General features: G+C 70.6%; 14 protein-coding genes and 1 pseudogene. 5 read left to right on the top strand and 10 right to left on the bottom strand.

Annotation, left to right across the window (positions count from 1 at the left end; genetic code table 11):
* The first annotated feature begins 46 nt into the window (after nucleotides 1–46).
* From EZH22_RS03780 to sciP, 3 genes are all read left to right on the top strand, one after another.
* The gene (locus EZH22_RS03780) at nucleotides 47–1,237 is read left to right on the top strand and encodes a Fic family protein (RefSeq protein ID WP_203194443.1); all 1,191 of its coding nucleotides are present in this window, start codon (nucleotides 47–49) and stop codon (nucleotides 1,235–1,237) included.
* Nucleotides 1,218–3,428 (top strand): glycine--tRNA ligase subunit beta, encoded by a 2,211-nt coding sequence (gene glyS / locus EZH22_RS03775; protein WP_203194442.1) that lies wholly within the window; start codon nucleotides 1,218–1,220, stop codon nucleotides 3,426–3,428. The genes EZH22_RS03780 and glyS overlap by 20 nt, the downstream gene beginning before the upstream one ends.
* Nucleotides 3,429–3,907: 479 nt before the next feature.
* Nucleotides 3,908–4,183 carry a CtrA inhibitor SciP gene (gene sciP / locus EZH22_RS03770; RefSeq protein WP_203194441.1) on the top strand — a complete coding sequence of 92 codons (276 nt, stop codon included), beginning with the start codon at nucleotides 3,908–3,910 and terminating at the stop codon, nucleotides 4,181–4,183.
* Between the two features lie 156 nt (nucleotides 4,184–4,339).
* On the opposite strand, the gene phnN is transcribed toward sciP, so the two are convergent.
* From phnN to phnG, 8 genes and pseudogenes are all read right to left on the bottom strand, one after another.
* Nucleotides 4,340–4,909: a phosphonate metabolism protein/1,5-bisphosphokinase (PRPP-forming) PhnN gene (phnN, locus tag EZH22_RS03765; protein WP_203194440.1), complete on the bottom strand. Its 570-nt coding sequence runs from the start codon at nucleotides 4,907–4,909 to the stop codon at nucleotides 4,340–4,342.
* Nucleotides 4,906–6,045 (bottom strand): alpha-D-ribose 1-methylphosphonate 5-triphosphate diphosphatase, encoded by a 1,140-nt coding sequence (locus tag EZH22_RS03760; RefSeq protein WP_203194439.1) that lies wholly within the window; start codon nucleotides 6,043–6,045, stop codon nucleotides 4,906–4,908. The genes phnN and EZH22_RS03760 overlap by 4 nt, the downstream gene beginning before the upstream one ends.
* Before the next feature lie 18 nt (nucleotides 6,046–6,063).
* Nucleotides 6,064–6,711 carry a phosphonate C-P lyase system protein PhnL gene (phnL, locus tag EZH22_RS03755; RefSeq protein ID WP_203196367.1) on the bottom strand — a complete coding sequence of 216 codons (648 nt, stop codon included), beginning with the start codon at nucleotides 6,709–6,711 and terminating at the stop codon, nucleotides 6,064–6,066.
* Nucleotides 6,712–6,970: 259 nt separating this feature from the next.
* Nucleotides 6,971–7,747 (bottom strand): phosphonate C-P lyase system protein PhnK, encoded by a 777-nt coding sequence (gene phnK / locus EZH22_RS03750; RefSeq protein WP_203194438.1) that lies wholly within the window; start codon nucleotides 7,745–7,747, stop codon nucleotides 6,971–6,973.
* A gap of 164 nt (nucleotides 7,748–7,911) precedes the next feature.
* Nucleotides 7,912–8,779: pseudogene (locus tag EZH22_RS03745) on the bottom strand (alpha-D-ribose 1-methylphosphonate 5-phosphate C-P-lyase PhnJ); the annotation flags it as partial.
* Nucleotides 8,780–8,808: 29 nt separating this feature from the next.
* Complete coding sequence (locus EZH22_RS03740; RefSeq protein ID WP_203194437.1) at nucleotides 8,809–10,122, bottom strand: carbon-phosphorus lyase complex subunit PhnI; 1,314 nt, start codon at nucleotides 10,120–10,122, stop codon at nucleotides 8,809–8,811.
* Nucleotides 10,123–10,125: 3 nt separating this feature from the next.
* Complete coding sequence (gene phnH / locus EZH22_RS03735; RefSeq protein WP_203194436.1) at nucleotides 10,126–10,734, bottom strand: phosphonate C-P lyase system protein PhnH; 609 nt, start codon at nucleotides 10,732–10,734, stop codon at nucleotides 10,126–10,128.
* Nucleotides 10,734–11,231 carry a phosphonate C-P lyase system protein PhnG gene (phnG, locus tag EZH22_RS03730; protein ID WP_203194435.1) on the bottom strand — a complete coding sequence of 166 codons (498 nt, stop codon included), beginning with the start codon at nucleotides 11,229–11,231 and terminating at the stop codon, nucleotides 10,734–10,736. Before phnG ends, phnH begins: the two co-directional genes overlap by 1 nt.
* 136 nt (nucleotides 11,232–11,367) lie before the next feature.
* Here phnG and phnF point away from each other — a divergent pair, with 136 nt between their 5' ends.
* Both phnF and EZH22_RS03720 read left to right on the top strand, forming a co-directional pair.
* Entirely contained in the window at nucleotides 11,368–12,171 is an 804-nt protein-coding gene (gene phnF / locus EZH22_RS03725; protein ID WP_203194434.1) for a phosphonate metabolism transcriptional regulator PhnF, read from the top strand.
* A gap of 55 nt (nucleotides 12,172–12,226) precedes the next feature.
* Nucleotides 12,227–12,853 carry a pyridoxamine 5'-phosphate oxidase family protein gene (locus tag EZH22_RS03720; RefSeq protein WP_203194433.1) on the top strand — a complete coding sequence of 209 codons (627 nt, stop codon included), beginning with the start codon at nucleotides 12,227–12,229 and terminating at the stop codon, nucleotides 12,851–12,853.
* A gap of 13 nt (nucleotides 12,854–12,866) precedes the next feature.
* Here EZH22_RS03720 and phnE (EZH22_RS03715) read toward each other — a convergent pair whose 3' ends face one another.
* Both phnE (EZH22_RS03715) and phnE (EZH22_RS03710) read right to left on the bottom strand, forming a co-directional pair.
* Entirely contained in the window at nucleotides 12,867–13,724 is an 858-nt protein-coding gene (gene phnE, locus EZH22_RS03715; protein ID WP_203194432.1) for a phosphonate ABC transporter, permease protein PhnE, read from the bottom strand.
* Entirely contained in the window at nucleotides 13,721–14,605 is an 885-nt protein-coding gene (phnE, locus tag EZH22_RS03710; protein ID WP_203194431.1) for a phosphonate ABC transporter, permease protein PhnE, read from the bottom strand. The genes phnE (EZH22_RS03715) and phnE (EZH22_RS03710) overlap by 4 nt, the downstream gene beginning before the upstream one ends.
* Between the last annotated feature and the right edge of the window lie 19 nt (nucleotides 14,606–14,624).

Here is a 14,624-nt window from a genome sequence, read left to right as displayed (position 1 = left end):
ACCAAATCGCCGGTTTGGTATAAACCTCGTCCACCGGATTAAACGAATGAAGAAAGCGGACTTCGAGGATTCGCCGAGCGGAACCCTCGTTCTTACGGAGCGCGGGCAATACGCTTTCGTACCCAACCCGCTGCCGCCCGCGCTCGCCCCCGGACTTCTAGCGGACCTGAACACTCCGCTTGCGGAAGCCGCCGCGGCGGTGGGAGAGCTGAACGGCCTGGGCCGCCTCATGCGCAATCCCTATCTTCTCATCCGTCCGCTGCAAGCCCAGGAGGCTCTCACCTCGTCCAGCATGGAGGGCACCTACACCACGCTGGACGACCTTCTTCTGGTGGAAGCCGGTGCCGACGCTCCGGTCCGCGCGGCCGACACGCAGGAAGTGCTGAACTACCGTCTGGCGCTGAGCGAGGCCATTGCGAGCCTCGCCGAAATTCCGCTTTCGCTCCGCACCCTACGGCAGGCCCACGCCCAGCTTCTCAGCGGGGTGGCCCGGCACCGGGGGACTGCCGCGCGCGCCGGCGAGTTCAAGCAGCACCAGAACTTCATCGGCGCCTACGAGATCGAGAAGGCCCGCTTCATCCCGCCGCCACGCGCGCAAGCCCTCGCGTGCCTGGACGATCTGGAGTGCTTCCTGCATCGAGAAGACAGGCAAGGCCTCCATCCGCTCATCGACGCTGCGCTGATCCACTACCAGTTCGAGACCATCCATCCCTTCTCCGACGGCAACGGCCGCGTCGGGCGGATGCTCATCACGCTCCACCTCGTCAGCTCCGGGGTGATGCGACACCCCATCTTGTATCTCAGCCCGGTGCTGGAAGGTCGGAAGGACGAATATATCGACCGCATGTATGCCGTCTCGAAAGCTGGCGATTGGGCCGGGTGGATCAGCTTCTTCCTCGAGATGGTGGCGCAAGCCGCGCGCTCGGCCTGCACCACCGCAGACCGCCTGCTGGCGGTCGAGCAGGATTACCGCTCCCGTCTCCAGCAAGCCGGCCGCTCGGCAAACCTTCTCGGCATCGTGGACCTCCTGTTCCAGACCCCCATCCTGAGCATTCCCCAGATCGCCGAGCATCTGGGCGTGACCTATCCCGCTGCCCAGAAGAACGTTCGGCATCTAGTCGATGCCGGCGTCTTGCAAGAGATGAGCGGCACCAGCAATCCACGGTATTTCGTCGCCCGCGACATCCTCAACGTCATCTCCGGTATTGATCACGCCCATGCCCGACCTTCTCATTGAACTGTTCTCCGAGGAAATCCCCGCCCGCATGCAGGCCCAGGCGGCCGACGCGCTGAAGAAGCTCGTCACCGACGCCTTGGTGGAGCGCGGCCTGCTCTATGAGGGCGCCAAGGCCTTCGTGACGCCGCGCCGGCTGGCGCTGGCGGTGCACGGCCTGCCCGGCCGGCAGGCGGACCAGCGGGAGGAGAAGAAGGGCCCCCGCGTGGGCGCCCCCGAGGCCGCCGTGGCCGGCTTCCTGAAAAGCGCCGGCCTCGCCTCGCTGGACCAGGCCACCATCCAGTCGGATCCCAAGAAGGGCGACTTCTACGTGGCCGTGGTGGAAAAGCCCGGCCGCTCCACCCCCGAGGTGATCGCTGAGATCGTGCCGGCCATCATCCGCGGCTTCCCCTGGCCGAAATCCATGCGCTGGGGTTCGGGCAGCCTCAGGTGGGTGCGCCCGCTGCATTCCATCCTCTGCACCTTCGGGGCGGAGGGGGACGAGCCGGAGGTGGTGCCGTTCGAGGTGGACGGCATCACGGCCTCCAACGTCACCCGCGGCCACCGCTTCATGGCGCCCGAGCCGTTCACGGTGAAGCGGCTCGACGACTGGATGGCGAAGCTCGACGCCGCCAAGGTGGTGGCCGACCGCGACCGCCGCAAGGACATCATCCTCGCCGACGCCCGCGACCTCGCGCTCGCCGCCGGCCTGGAGCTGGTGGAGGACGAGGGGCTCTTGGACGAGGTGGCGGGCCTGGTGGAATGGCCGGTGGTGCTCATGGGATCGTTCGAGGAACGCTTCCTCGACATTCCCGACGAGGTCATCCGCGCCACCATCCGAGCCAACCAGAAGTGCTTCGTGCTGAAGGACCCATCGAGCGGGCGCCTCGCCAACCGCTTCCTGCTCGTCTCCAACCTTCTGGCGTCCGACGGCGGGGCGGCCATCGTCGCCGGCAACGGCCGGGTCATCCGCGCCCGCCTGTCGGATGCGAAATTCTTCTGGGACACGGACCGGGTGAACGGCCTGGAAAGCCGCATGCCCAAGTTCCAAAGCATCACCTTCCACGAGAAGCTGGGCTCCCAGGCCGAGCGCATCGAGCGGATTCGCCGCCTCGCCGTGGAACTGGCGCCCAAGGTCGGCGCCGCGCCGGCTCTGGCCGAGGAGGCGGCGCTGATCTGCAAGGCGGACCTGCTCACCGAGGTGGTGGGCGAGTTCCCCGAGCTTCAGGGCCTCATGGGCCGCTATTACGCGCAGGGCGAAGGCATGGCCGGCGAGGTCGCCGCCGCCTGCGAGGAGCATTACAAGCCGCAGGGCCCCGGCGACCGCGTCCCCACCGCGCCGGTGTCCGTGGCGGTGGCGCTGGCGGACAAGATCGACACGCTGGTGGGCTTCTGGGCGATCGATGAGAAGCCCACGGGGTCGAAGGACCCCTATGCGCTGCGGCGGGCGGCGCTGGGGGTGATCAGGATCGTGCTGGAGAATGAGATCAGGCTGCGGTTGCACGAAGTACTACGAGCCCGGTTTTTCGACGGAATGACGGCTGACGTCAGCGTTGGCGGCCAGACCGTCCTTAACATCAAGTTCGGGGCCCGAATCCTGGTAACTTCAGTTTCCGACTATCCGATGAGTAATGTGGATGCTCAGCCGCTGGTGGAAGAGCATAAGCGTTTCCGCGCGAATGAACTTGCCGACGACCTCCTCTCCTTCTTCGCCGACCGCCTGAAGGTCCACCTGCGCGAGCGCGGCGCGCGGCATGACCTCGTGGATGCCGTCTTCGCCCTCGAAGGCCAGGACGACCTTCTCCTCGTGGTCCGCCGGGTGGAGGCGCTGGGCCGCTTCCTCGATACCGAGGACGGGCGCACCCTGCTCGCCGGCTATCGCCGCGCGGTGAACATCCTGCGCATCGAGGAGAAAAAGGACGGCAAGGCCTATGCCGGCCCCACCAGCGCCGCCTTGCTGAAGGAGCCGGCCGAGGAGCGCCTCGCCGACGCCATCGACACGGTGAAGCACCGGGTGGCCGCCGCCGTGCAGGCGGAGGACTTCGCGGCTGCCATGACCGCCCTGTCCGACCTGCGCGGGCCGGTGGATGCCTTCTTCGAGGCGGTGACGGTGAACGATCCCGATCCGGCCCTGCGCGAGAACCGGCTGAAGCTGCTGGACGAGATCCGCGCCGCCACCCGCGGCATCGCCGATTTCGACCGCATCGCCGGGTAGGCCGACCGGGTGGCCGGCGGTCTTTTTGGGCCGTCGCCGTGCGGCCGCTCCGGTCCTGACGGTTGAGAGGCCCCTCGCCACCCGCGTGCCCCGGACGCATGTAGCGCAGCGGAATGCGAGCCGGGGCCCAGCGCGAGAGGCCGCCGCAGGCGCCGCCTTGAACCTGCCACCGCCGGATATTGCCCGCTGCGCGAGGCTCCTTGCGCTGGATCCCGGCTCTCCTTCCGCTGCGCCGCAGTCGGCCGGGACACGAGAGGGGCCTCGCCCTCAGGGTCTTCGCCGTCCCTTCCCCAATTCCTCCTCAAATCTTACCGCATTCGCATTTTGCGAAAAATAGTCGCTGTCATTTACTTTTCAAAAACGTGCTGTTCACGTCGCGTTAATACAAGTAAATATCCTGTTTTTCTGGTACTTTAGCGAAATATTCATCGCCATCCGCCACCTTGTCTTGCATTGGTGTGAGTAACGGGTGCGTAGCGATGACCGATGCCTATCGGCCGAGGGTGAAATATGTGATCGGCCCTGACGGGGGACCCCTCACCATTGCCGACCTCCCGCCGCCGGATACGCGGCGCTGGGTGATCCGCCGCAAGGCGGAGGTGGTGGCGGCGGTGCGCGGCGGGCTGCTCTCCCTGGAGGAGGCGTGCAAGCGCTACACCCTCACGGTGGACGAATTCCTCTCCTGGCAGTCGTCCATCGACCGCCACGGACTGCCGGGCCTGCGCACCACGCGCATCCAGCATTACCGGCAATAGCGGCGCGTCCCGCCGGCCTTCGCCATTCCAATACCTGCGCGTGACGCTGTCGCCGTCCCGGCGTGACCGGCGGACTGCTTGAGGTTCCGGGCACCGCGCGGGGCCGTGGCGTGAACCCTGAGGCCACGCCGGAGGGTGACGGCGAGCGTCACCCCCTCATCCCACCATCGCCAGCTCTTCCGCGATGAAGCCGCCCAGCTGCGCGCCGCCCTCGGCGGGCGATCCCACATTCTCGATCACGAGGTCCGGCGCCACGTCCACCTCGGGGCTGCGCAGCAGGCGTTCCTTGATGTCGGCCGCGCTTTCGCGACCGCGCGCGGCGAGGCGGGCGGCGCGCACCGCCACCGGGACCGTCACCTCCACCACCCGCACCCGGGTGAAGCGCGCCCGCGCCTCCGGCAGGGTGGCGCGCGAGCCGTTGGCCACCACCACGCCCCCCGCGGCGATCACCTCCGCCACCTCCGGTCCCAGCGCGTAGCTGAGTCCGTGGGCGCGCCAATGGAGCGGGAAGCGCCCCTGGGCGCGCAAGGTCTCGAACGCCGCATCCGAAAGCGTGCCGTGGGCCTCCCCCGCGCCCGGCGGTCGGGTGACGAGGCGGCGGGCGAACAGCACCCGGCCGTCGCCGGCGAAGCGGGCGCGGGCGAGGTCGATCAGCGTGTCCTTGCCGGCGCCGGAGGGGCCCACCACCAGCAGCAGGGTTCCCGGCCCGAGCGGCGCCGGCTTCATGCGACCCGCAGCCCCTGCCGCCAGACCGCCCGCGCCACCGGCATGTCGCCGGCCAGCGTCACGCGCACCAGATCGGCGCGCCGGCCTTCGGCGATCTCGCCGCGGTCGAAAAGTCCCGCCACCTCGGCCGGCGTCTTGGTGACCATGCGCACCGCCCGCGGAAGGCCGATGGGCGGCACGCGGCGGGCGAGGTCGAAGGCCGCCCACAGCAGGCTGGAGGGCACGTAGTCGGAGGAGAGGATGTCGAGCAGCCCGGCTCGCGCCAGCGCCTCGGCGGAGACGTTGCCGGTGTGGGAGCCGCCGCGCACCAGGTTCGGCGCGCCCATGAGCACGCGGATGCCGGCCTCGTGGGAGAGCCGGGCGGCTTCCTGGGTGGTGGGGAATTCGGCGATGGCGACCCCGTCGCCGATGGCTTCCGCCACGTGCTCGGGGGTGGCGTCGTCGTGGCTCGCCACCACGCAGCCATGGGCGTGGGCCAGCGCCACCAGCCCGGCGCGGTTCTCGCGGGCGAAGCGGTCGTGGAAATCGAGCCGGGCGGCGACGATCACGTCCATTTCCTCGGCGCTGATGGCGCTCTTCTTCATGTAATAGGAGCGGAACTGCTCCACGCTGGCAAACTGCCGCTGGCCGGGCGTGTGGTCCATGAGGGAGATCAGCTGCACGCCGGTGGTCGCCAGGATCGCCTCGGCATCCTCCACTACCGTGTCGGTGGGCACCTCGCAGCGCAGGTGCAGCAGGTGGTCGGCGCGCAGCGTGCCCGCCGCGCGAGCCTCCTTCAGGGCGCCGATGAGCACGGGGGCGTCGCCGTCCATGCCCACGGCCTTCCTGTCGGGCCACACCCGCAAGGAATCGAACACGGTGGTGATGCCCGAGGCGGCGATCTGCGCGTCGTGGGCGAGGACGGCGGCGAGCGGGTTCCAGCGCACCTTGGGCCGGGGGTGGAGGTGGCCCTCCACATGGTCGGTGTGCAGCTCCACCAGGCCGGGCAGGAGATAGTCGCCCCCCATATCCTCCGCGCCGGCGGGCACGGCCCCGGTGCCGATGGCGGCGATGCGGCCATCCCTGACGCTCACGTGGCCGGTGACCACCTCCTCGGCGAGGACGAGGCGGGCATTGGCGAAGTGCTGTTCGGTCATGTCCTGTCCTTCTGCGCCTCAGGCGGCAAAGCGGGTGACGTCCACCACCCGGTCGGCCACGGCCTCGCGCATCTCGGCGTCGTGGAAGATGCCGAGCAGGCCGCAGCCCTGCGCCTTCTTGCGGGCGATGAGATCGATGACCACCGCCCGGTTGGCGGCGTCGAGGGATGCGGTGGGCTCGTCCAGCAGCAGGAGCGGCTGGCTGCCGATGAAGCCGCGGGCCACGTTCACCCGCTGCTGCTCACCGCCGGAGAAGGTGGCCGGGGGCAGCGACCACAGCCGCTCCGGCAGGTTCAGCCGGGCGAGCAGCGCGCCGGCGCGGGCCTTGGCCTGGTCGGTGTCCATCCCCTCGGCGCGCAGGGGCGCGGCCACCACGTCGAGGGCCGACACGCGCGGGATGACGCGCAGGAACTGGCTCACATAGCCGATGCGCGTGCGCCGCAGGCGCAGCATCAGCCGCGGGTCGGCGCCGGCGATCTCCTCGAGGCCGTCGGCGTCGGCGACCCGCACGGAGCCGGCGTCGATGCGGTAATTGCCGAACACCATCTTGAGGATGGAGCTTTTCCCCGCCCCCGACGGCCCGCCCAGGGCGACGCATTCGCCGGCCCGCACCTCGAACGACACGGACGCGACCACCGGCAGGCGCACCCCGCCCTGCAGGTGCAGGGTGAAGCTCTTGGCGAGGTCCTCGACGACGAGGAGGGGGGGTAGGGGGCGCTCTCACCGTTCGTGTCCCGGCCCAGCGACGGCGCGGCCGGAGCGCCGAGCCGGGATCCGGCGCAAGACTCCTGCGCAGCAGGCAGAAGCGCTGCGCGCTTCTGGATGGAAGCGCCTGCGGCGGCCTGTGGCGCTGGGTCCCGGCTCGCGTTCCGCGCCAGCGGGGCTGGCGCTGCACTTGGCGGGGACACGGGAGGAGGATCGGTCATCATGCGGCGAGCACCGAGGAGACGAGGAGCTGGGTGTAGGGCTCGCGCGGGTCGTCGAGCACCTGGTCGGTGAGGCCCTCCTCGATCACGCGGCCGGCCTTCATCACCATCATGCGGTGGGACAGAAGCCGCGCCACCGCGAGGTCGTGGGTGACGATGACCACGGCGAGGCCGAATTCCTCCACCAGCTGGCGGATGAGGTCGAGCAGGCGCGCCTGCACCGACACGTCGAGGCCGGAGGTCGGCTCGTCCATGAAGACGAGGCGCGGCCGGGTGACGAGGTTGCGGGCGATCTGCAGGCGCTGGCGCATGCCGCCGGAGAAGGTGCGCGGGTCGTCGTCCATGCGCTCGGTGGCGATCTCGACGCGGGCGAGCCAGTCGGCCGCCTCCTGCCGGATGCCGCCGTAGTGGCGCCAGCCGACCGCCATGAGGCGCTCGCCCACGTTGCCGCCGGCCGAGACCGCCATGCGCAGGCCCTGCTCCGCATGCTGGCGCACGAAGCCCCAGTCGGTGCGCAGCAGCAGCCGCCGCTCGGCCTCGGTGAGGTCGGCGAGGTCGCGCATTTCGCCGTCCCGCATGCGGTAGGCGACGCGCCCGGCGCTGGGGGCAAGCTCGGTGGACAAGAGGCCCAGAAGCGTGGACTTGCCGGAGCCGCTCTCGCCGACGATGGCGAGCACCTCGCCCGCGTGGAGGGTGAGGTCCACGTCCCGGCAGCCGAGCCGCGTGCCGTAATATTTGCCGAGGCCCTCGGCGACGAGGAGAGGGGCGTCGCTCATGGCGCGTCTCCGGGAGACAGCGGCCTCCCCTCTCCCGAGGGGCCGGGGGTGAGGGGGGCGGCGGTGCCGGCGCGGCCGGCGGTTCCCGGCTGGTCCGAACACCCCCTCACCCCATCCCTCTCCCGCGAGGGGAGAGGGGGCGCGGCGGTGCTGGTCGAGGGGGCCGCCCCGGCATAGGGCGCGCTCATGGTGCCGGTGTGCCCGTCCGCCTGCCGGGTGGCGCAATGGTCGGTGTCGGAGCACACGAACATTCGCGAGCCGCGATCGTCGAGGATCACCTCGTCGAGATAGACCCCACTCGCGCCGCACAGGGCGCAGGGGGCCTTGAACGCCTGCACCTCGAAGGGATGGTCCTCGAAGTCCAGCGAGACGACGCGGGTGAAGGGCGGGATGGCATAGATGCGCTTCTCGCGCCCCGCCCCGAACAATTGCAGCGCCGGGCTGTCGTTCATCTTCGGGTTGTCGAACTTGGGGATCGGCGAGGGGTCCATCACGTAGCGGCCCTCCACCTTCACCGGATAGGCGTAGGTTGTGGCGATGTGGCCGTGGCGGGCGATGTCCTCGTAGAGCTTCACCTGCATCAGGCCGTAGTCGGCCAGGGCATGCAGGCGCCGGGTCTCGGTCTCGCGCGGCTCCAGGTAGCGCAGCGGCTCGGGGATGGGGACCTGGTAGACGATGACCTGGCCTTCGGCGAGAGGCGTCTCGGGGATGCGGTGGCGGGTCTGGATGATGGTGGCGTCCTGCGTGCGCGTGGTGGTGGCGACCCCGCCGTGGTCTCGAAGAAGCTGCGGATGGCCACCGCGTTGGTGGTGTCGTCCGAGCCCTGGTCGATCACCTTGAGCACGTCGTCGGCGCCGAGGATGGAGGCGGTCACCTGCACGCCCCCGTGCCCCAGCCGTAGGGCATGGGCATCTCGCGGCTGGCGAAGGGCACCTGGTAGCCGGGGATGGCGATGGCCTTTAGGATGGCCCGGCGGATCATCCGCTTCGTCTGCTCGTCGAGATAGGCGAAATTGTAGGTGATGGCGGGCATGCCGGATGAGGAGGCGCGGGCGGTCGCGGTCATTCGGCGGCCTCCTTGCGGGCGTCGGGCGCGTCGTCCTCGCGCGTGTCCGCCGGCTCTGCCTGGTCCGCGTGCTCCGCGCGCATGCGGCGGATGAGATCCAGCTCGGCCTGGAAGTCCACGTAATGGGGCAGCTTCAGGTGCTCGACGAAGCCGGTGGCCTGCACGTTGTCGCAATGGGAGAGGACGAATTCCTCGTCCTGCGCCGGCGCGGTCTTCTCCTCGCCCAGCTCCTTGAAGCGCAGCGCCCGGTCCACCAGCGCCATGGACATGGCCTTGCGCTCGCACTGGCCGAAGACGAGGCCGTAGCCACGGGTGAACTGCGGCGGCTGGGTGGCCGAGCCCTTGAACTGGTTCACGCTCTGGCACTCGGTGACGGCGATCTCGCCCAGCGGCACGGCAAAGCCCAGCTCTTCCACGAACAGGCTCACCTGCACCTCGCCGAATCGGATCTCGCCGACGAAGGGGTGGGTGCGGGCATAGCCGCGCTGGGTGGAATAGCCCAGCGACAAGAGGAAGCCCTCGTCGCCCCGCGCCAGCGCCTGCAGCCGCAGGGGCCGGTCGGCGGGAAAGGCGAGGGGCTCGCGGGTGAGATCGCGCGGCGGCTCGCCGTCATCGGCGGGCGAGGCCTCGATGAGGCCCTCATCCCCGAGCAGGTCGGTGACGCGGGGCATGGGGCTGGCGGGGGAGGCACAGTCCACGGAGCCTCCCCCCTCTCCCCTCGCGGGAGAGGGGCTGGGGGTGAGCGGAGGCACCGGCGGATTGGACCGGAGACCATCCGGGCAAATGGCGCCAGCCCCCTCACCCGCCTCGCTCCGCTCGGCACCCTCTCCCGCAAGGGGAGAGGGGAGAGCGCCCGATCCTCGAAGCGGGTGCGCGGCGGAATGGCGAGATGCATCGCCCGCCTGCGTGGCCAGCCGCTCGTCCAGCAGGCGGTGGGTATAGTCGAAGGTGGGCCCGAGCACCTGCCCGCCGGGCAGGTCCTTGAAGGTGGCGGAGATGCGCCGGTGGATGCGCATGGCCCCGGTATCCACCGGCACCGAGGCGCCGAAGCGGGGCAAGGTGGTGCGGAAGGCGCGGGCGAGGAAGACGGCCTCGATGAGGTCGCCCCGCGCCTGCTTGATGGCCAGCGCCGCCAGCTCCCGGTCATAGAGCGAGCCCTCGGCCATCACCCGGTCCACGGCAAGGCCGAGCTGCCCGGCGATCTGGTCGAGCCCGATCTCCGGCACCGCGGGGTCGCCGCGCCGGCGCCGCGCCATCAGCGCGTGGGCGTTGCGGATGGCTGTCTCGCCGCCTTTTACCGCCACATACATGGATCAGTCCTCCGAGGCCGACAGACGGGGCGAAACGGTGCGTGGCAGGCCGGCGACGGCGCCGGGCGCGCACAGGACGAGATCGACGCCGAGCGGATAGAGCGCCCGGTTGGCGGCGAGGCGCGCGGCGAAATCCGCCGGCAGCGGCGTCGCCGAGAAGCCGCGCCGGCCGTTGATGCCGGGGCCTTCCAGCAGCGGCGGTCCCGGCCCCATCGCCGCCACCTGGACCACGAGGGTGGCCGAGCGGTCGGGATAATCGGGCTCGCCCCGGGCAAAGCCGGCGAAGTCCGGCAGCGCCGCGGCGTCGGCCAGGAGGGCGAAGCGCGCGCCGGCGGGATCGGACACCACCGGCGCGCCGGTGTGGAAGCGCAGGAACGGCGCCACCCCCGGGGCGGCGGCGAGCGCCGGGTCGAGGAAGACCGGCGTCTCGTAATCCAGCAAGGCGAGGGCCACGGCCGCCATCTCCGGGGAGAGCGGCGCGGGCGGCTCGAGATCGCTTGCGAGCGGCACGGCAAGGCCCGGCTCGGCCATGGCCCGCATGAGGGCGGCGAAGGTGCGCTGGGCGTCGTGCACCGGATCGGCGAAGCCGACGGCGAGGGCGGGGGCGGCCATCAGTCTTCGCCCCGCGTCATGGTGAAGAAGTCGACCTTCGTCGCCTCGGTGTCCGCGGCGGCCTGGGCCGCCTCGGCGGCGAGGCGGCGGCGCACCGGGGCGAGCGCGTCCTCCACCGCGATGCGCAGGGCCGGGTCCTGCCACAGGGCATCGAGGATGGCGGCGGCCTCCGCCTTTTCCGGCGCGCGGCCGAGCAGGTAGGCGGTGCCGGTGGCTCCCCCCTCCACCCGCACGGCGGCCCGCGTCACCGTGGTCTCGCCCAGGTTGAAGGGGGCGCCGTCGCCGCCGGTGCGTCCCTCCACCATCACCAGCCCGACCTCGGAGGGACGCAGCTTGCGCAGGCGCGGCAGCGGCGAGAAGCGCTCCAGCGCGCCCTCCAGCTCCTTGCGGGTGGCGCGGGCGAAGAGGGCCATCATGGCCTGCCGCGCCGCCACGTCGCCCTCCGCCTGGGGCACGGCGGGCACATCGGGAGCTGGGAACGGGGGGTCAGGCAGCATGCATGCCTCGAAAGCTCTGGCCCGCCGAGGCGGACGCTCAAAAGGCGCTCCCGGAGGCCGAGGCACCTTGCTGGACATAGTTTGTATAATAATCTATACAAATAGGCAAGGCGGTCAGGCCGCCAGGGAGGCAGAAATGTCGGGAGCGCGGCGCAGTCTGACCGAAGACGGTCACAAGCCGATGACGCCGGCCACGGACCCGTCCACCGCCGGCCGCGAGCCGGTGGCGCGGGGCAGCGGGGTGACCCTGTGGCGGCAGATCGCCCAGAAGCTTGAGGACGACATCCTGTCCGGGCGCCTCAAGCCCGGCGCCCGCCTGCCGGTGGAGGCGGAGCTCGCCGAGACCTTCGGGGTGAACCGCCACACCCTGCGCCGGGCGCTCGGCCACATCGCCGAGCAGGGCCTCATCGAGGCCACCGCCGGCCGCGGCACCTTCGTGAAGGAGCCGCCGCTGCGCTATCCCATCGGCGCGCGGACCCGCTTCTCCGAGATCGTCTCCGCCGGCGGGCGCGAGCCGTTCGGCCGCTTCCTCGGCTCCTCGGTGGAAGCCGCCTGCCCCGACGTGGCGCGCGAGCTGGCCATCCCCGAAGGCACGCCCGTCCTGCGCATCGAGACCGCCCACGACGCGGACGGCGTGCCCATCTCCTTCGGCAGCGCCTGGTTTCCGCACGCGCGCTTCCGCGACCTCGACCTCGTCTATGCCGCCACCGGCTCGCTGACCCGGGCGCTCGCCACCCTGGGGATCGACGACTATCGCCGCCGCGAGACGCGCGTCACCGCCCGCCCCGCCGACGCGCGGGAGATGGAGATCCTGTCGCTCGCCCCCGGCCGGGCGGTGCTGGTGCTGGAGCGGCTCGACGTGGAGCCTTCCGGCACGCCGCTGCAATGGGGGCGCTCCGCCTTCGCCGCGGACCGGGTGCAGCTGGTGTTCCAGCCGTAGCCGGCGCCGGCAGGTCACGGTATCTAACGACAGAAGCAGACCGGAGGATCGCCCCATGGCCCGCATCGCCGACCCGGACGCCCTGCGCCGCCTCTATGGCCAGCCCTCGGGGCGCAGCGTCGACAAGGAGCTCGGCTGGCTGGACCCGCACTGCCGGCATTTCATCTCGCTCAGCCCCTTCGTGCTGATCGCCACCGCCGACGCCGCCGGCGCGACCGACGTGTCCCCGCGCGGCGACACGCCGGGCTTCGTGGCGGCGACCCGGGCCGAGCTCCTGATCCCCGACCGGCCCGGCAACAACCGGCTGGATTCCCTCACCAACATCCTCGCCACCGGTCGGGTCGGCCTGCTCTTCCTCATCCCCGGCGTGGACGAGACCCTGCGCGTCAACGGCCGCGCCGCGATCCACGACGATGCCGACCTCCTCGCCCGCTTCGCGGTGGGTGGGAAGGCGCCGCGCACGGTGCTGCGGGTGGAGGTGGAGGCGGCCTATCTCCACTGCGCCAAGGCCTTCATGCGCTCGCGCCTGTGGGATGCGCGGGCGCAGGTGGAACGCTCGGCGCTGCCCACCATGGGCGAGATGCTGCGCGACCAGATCGCCTCCAAGCCGGACGCCGGCGCCACCATCGAGGCGGAGAGCCAGGAGGCGATGGTGGAGCGCTATCGCGCGCTTCTTTACTAAGGGCGCGCCGTCCTCACGGCTCCAGCCGCGCGCGGCCGATGATGGCGAAGCGCAGGCGGGAGGAGATGAAGTCGATCACCGCCACCATCAGCAGCATCATCAGGATGAGGAACGACACCTTCTGCCATTCCAGCACGCGGATCTGCTCGGCCAGGTGGAGGCCCAGCCCGCCGGCGCCGACGATGCCGACGATGGTGGACTGGCGGGCGTTGGACTCGAAATAGTAGAGCAGCTGGCTCGCCAGGACGGGCAGCACCTGCGGCAGCATGCCGAAGCGCACCGCCTCGGCCGGCGACCCGCCGGAGGCGGTGACGCCTTCCACCGGCTTGCGGTCGAGGGCCTCCACCGCCTCGGAGAACAGCTTGCCGAGCTCGCCGGCGCTCGCCGTGGCGATGGCGAGAATGCCGGCGAAGGGGCCGAGCCCCACCACGGTCACATAAATCAGGGCCCAGATGAGCTTGTCGATGCCGCGCACCACGTCGAGGAAGCGGCGCACCGCGAAATGGGCGAACACGTTGGGGATCACGTTCTTCGCCGCGAGGAAGCCGAACGGGAACGCCACCAGCGCGCCGCCGAGGGTGCCGAGGAAGGCGATGGCCAGCGTCTCGCCCAGCGCGTGCATGTAGAGCGGCAGCTGGGTGCCCGGGTTCGGCGGCAGCATCAAGGTGACGAAATGAGCGAGCTGGCCGATCCCGGAGCCGATGCGCTCCAGGCTGAAGCCGAGGCGCCAGAAGCCGAAGCCGGCGATGGCCACGAGCACGCCGGCAAAAGCCAGGGCGCCTCGCCGCCGGGTGGGCGCAAGCACCTGCGGATAGGCGGCGCCGAGGCGGTCCCGCGCCTCGGCGGACAGGGTGATGCGCGCCCGGTTCATCGCCGCCCCTCCAGGCCGAGGAGCCGGTGGCGGACCTGCTCGGTGACGAGGTCGATAATCATCACCGTGGCGATGATCAAAAGCAGGATGGCCGAGACGTCGGAATAGTAGAACTTGCGGATCGCCTCCACCAGGTCCTGGCCGATGCCGCCGGCGCCGACGAAGCCCATGATGGAGGCCTCGCGCACGTTGATCTCGAAGCGCAGCAGGCCGTAGGACGCGAAGTTCGAGGCCACCTGCGGCACCACGGCGAAGCGCACCGTCTGCGGCCAGGAGGCGCCGGCGGCGGTGGCGCCCTCCACCGGCTTCATGTCGATGTTCTCCACCACCTCGGCGAACAGCTTGCCGAGCGAGCCCATGGTGTGGATGGCCAGCGCCAGCACCCCCGGCATGGCCCCGAGGCCGAAGGCGACGACGAACAGCAGGGCGAAGACCAGCTCCGGCACCGTGCGGCAGAATTCGAGGAAGCGGCGGGCGCTGAGGCGGATGAAGGGGTTCCTCACCAGGTTGGCGCTGGCGAGGAAGCAGAGGAGGAATGCGCCGATGCCGCCGAGCAGGGTGCCGAGATAGGCGATGAGGAGGGTGTCGAGCAGCAGCTTGAGCCAGCCGTCGAGGTTCCAGTACCATTCGGCAAGGTCGGCGCCGAGGCTGTCCCAGCGCAGGGTCGGGACGATGGCGGAAAAATAGTCGGTGAGGCGGCCGGAATGGGCGATGAGGACCGAGGGCCTCACCTCGCCCATCCACCCCGCCAGCACGATGCAGACCGCCACCACCGCCGCCGCGATGAGGCTGTGCCGGCGCCGCTCGCGCACCGCCGCCGCATACCGGGCGATCATGGGCGCGAGCTGCTCGTCGGGCAGGCGGGTGATGGCGTGGGACAAGGGGGCCTCGGGTGTCGGG

This window comes from Xanthobacter dioxanivorans, assembly GCF_016807805.1.
Classification (GTDB): Bacteria; Pseudomonadota; Alphaproteobacteria; order Rhizobiales; family Xanthobacteraceae; genus Xanthobacter; species Xanthobacter dioxanivorans.
This window is presented reverse-complemented; position numbering and strand designations above follow the sequence as displayed.

Coding starts and splice junctions, on each gene's coding strand:
- EZH22_RS03780 (WP_203194443.1), top strand. CDS start 47: ATGAAGAAAGCGGACTTCGAGGATTCGCCGAGCGGAACCCTCGTTCTT.
- phnG (WP_203194435.1), bottom strand. CDS start 11,231: ATGCTGCCTGACCCCCCGTTCCCAGCTCCCGATGTGCCCGCCGTGCCC.
- glyS (WP_203194442.1), top strand. CDS start 1,218: ATGCCCGACCTTCTCATTGAACTGTTCTCCGAGGAAATCCCCGCCCGC.
- EZH22_RS03740 (WP_203194437.1), bottom strand. CDS start 10,122: ATGTATGTGGCGGTAAAAGGCGGCGAGACAGCCATCCGCAACGCCCAC.
- sciP (WP_203194441.1), top strand. CDS start 3,908: ATGACCGATGCCTATCGGCCGAGGGTGAAATATGTGATCGGCCCTGAC.
- phnH (WP_203194436.1), bottom strand. CDS start 10,734: ATGGCCGCCCCCGCCCTCGCCGTCGGCTTCGCCGATCCGGTGCACGAC.
- EZH22_RS03760 (WP_203194439.1), bottom strand. CDS start 6,045: ATGACCGAACAGCACTTCGCCAATGCCCGCCTCGTCCTCGCCGAGGAG.
- phnF (WP_203194434.1), top strand. CDS start 11,368: ATGTCGGGAGCGCGGCGCAGTCTGACCGAAGACGGTCACAAGCCGATG.
- EZH22_RS03720 (WP_203194433.1), top strand. CDS start 12,227: ATGGCCCGCATCGCCGACCCGGACGCCCTGCGCCGCCTCTATGGCCAG.
- phnK (WP_203194438.1), bottom strand. CDS start 7,747: ATGAGCGACGCCCCTCTCCTCGTCGCCGAGGGCCTCGGCAAATATTAC.
- phnE (WP_203194432.1), bottom strand. CDS start 13,724: ATGAACCGGGCGCGCATCACCCTGTCCGCCGAGGCGCGGGACCGCCTC.
- phnN (WP_203194440.1), bottom strand. CDS start 4,909: ATGAAGCCGGCGCCGCTCGGGCCGGGAACCCTGCTGCTGGTGGTGGGC.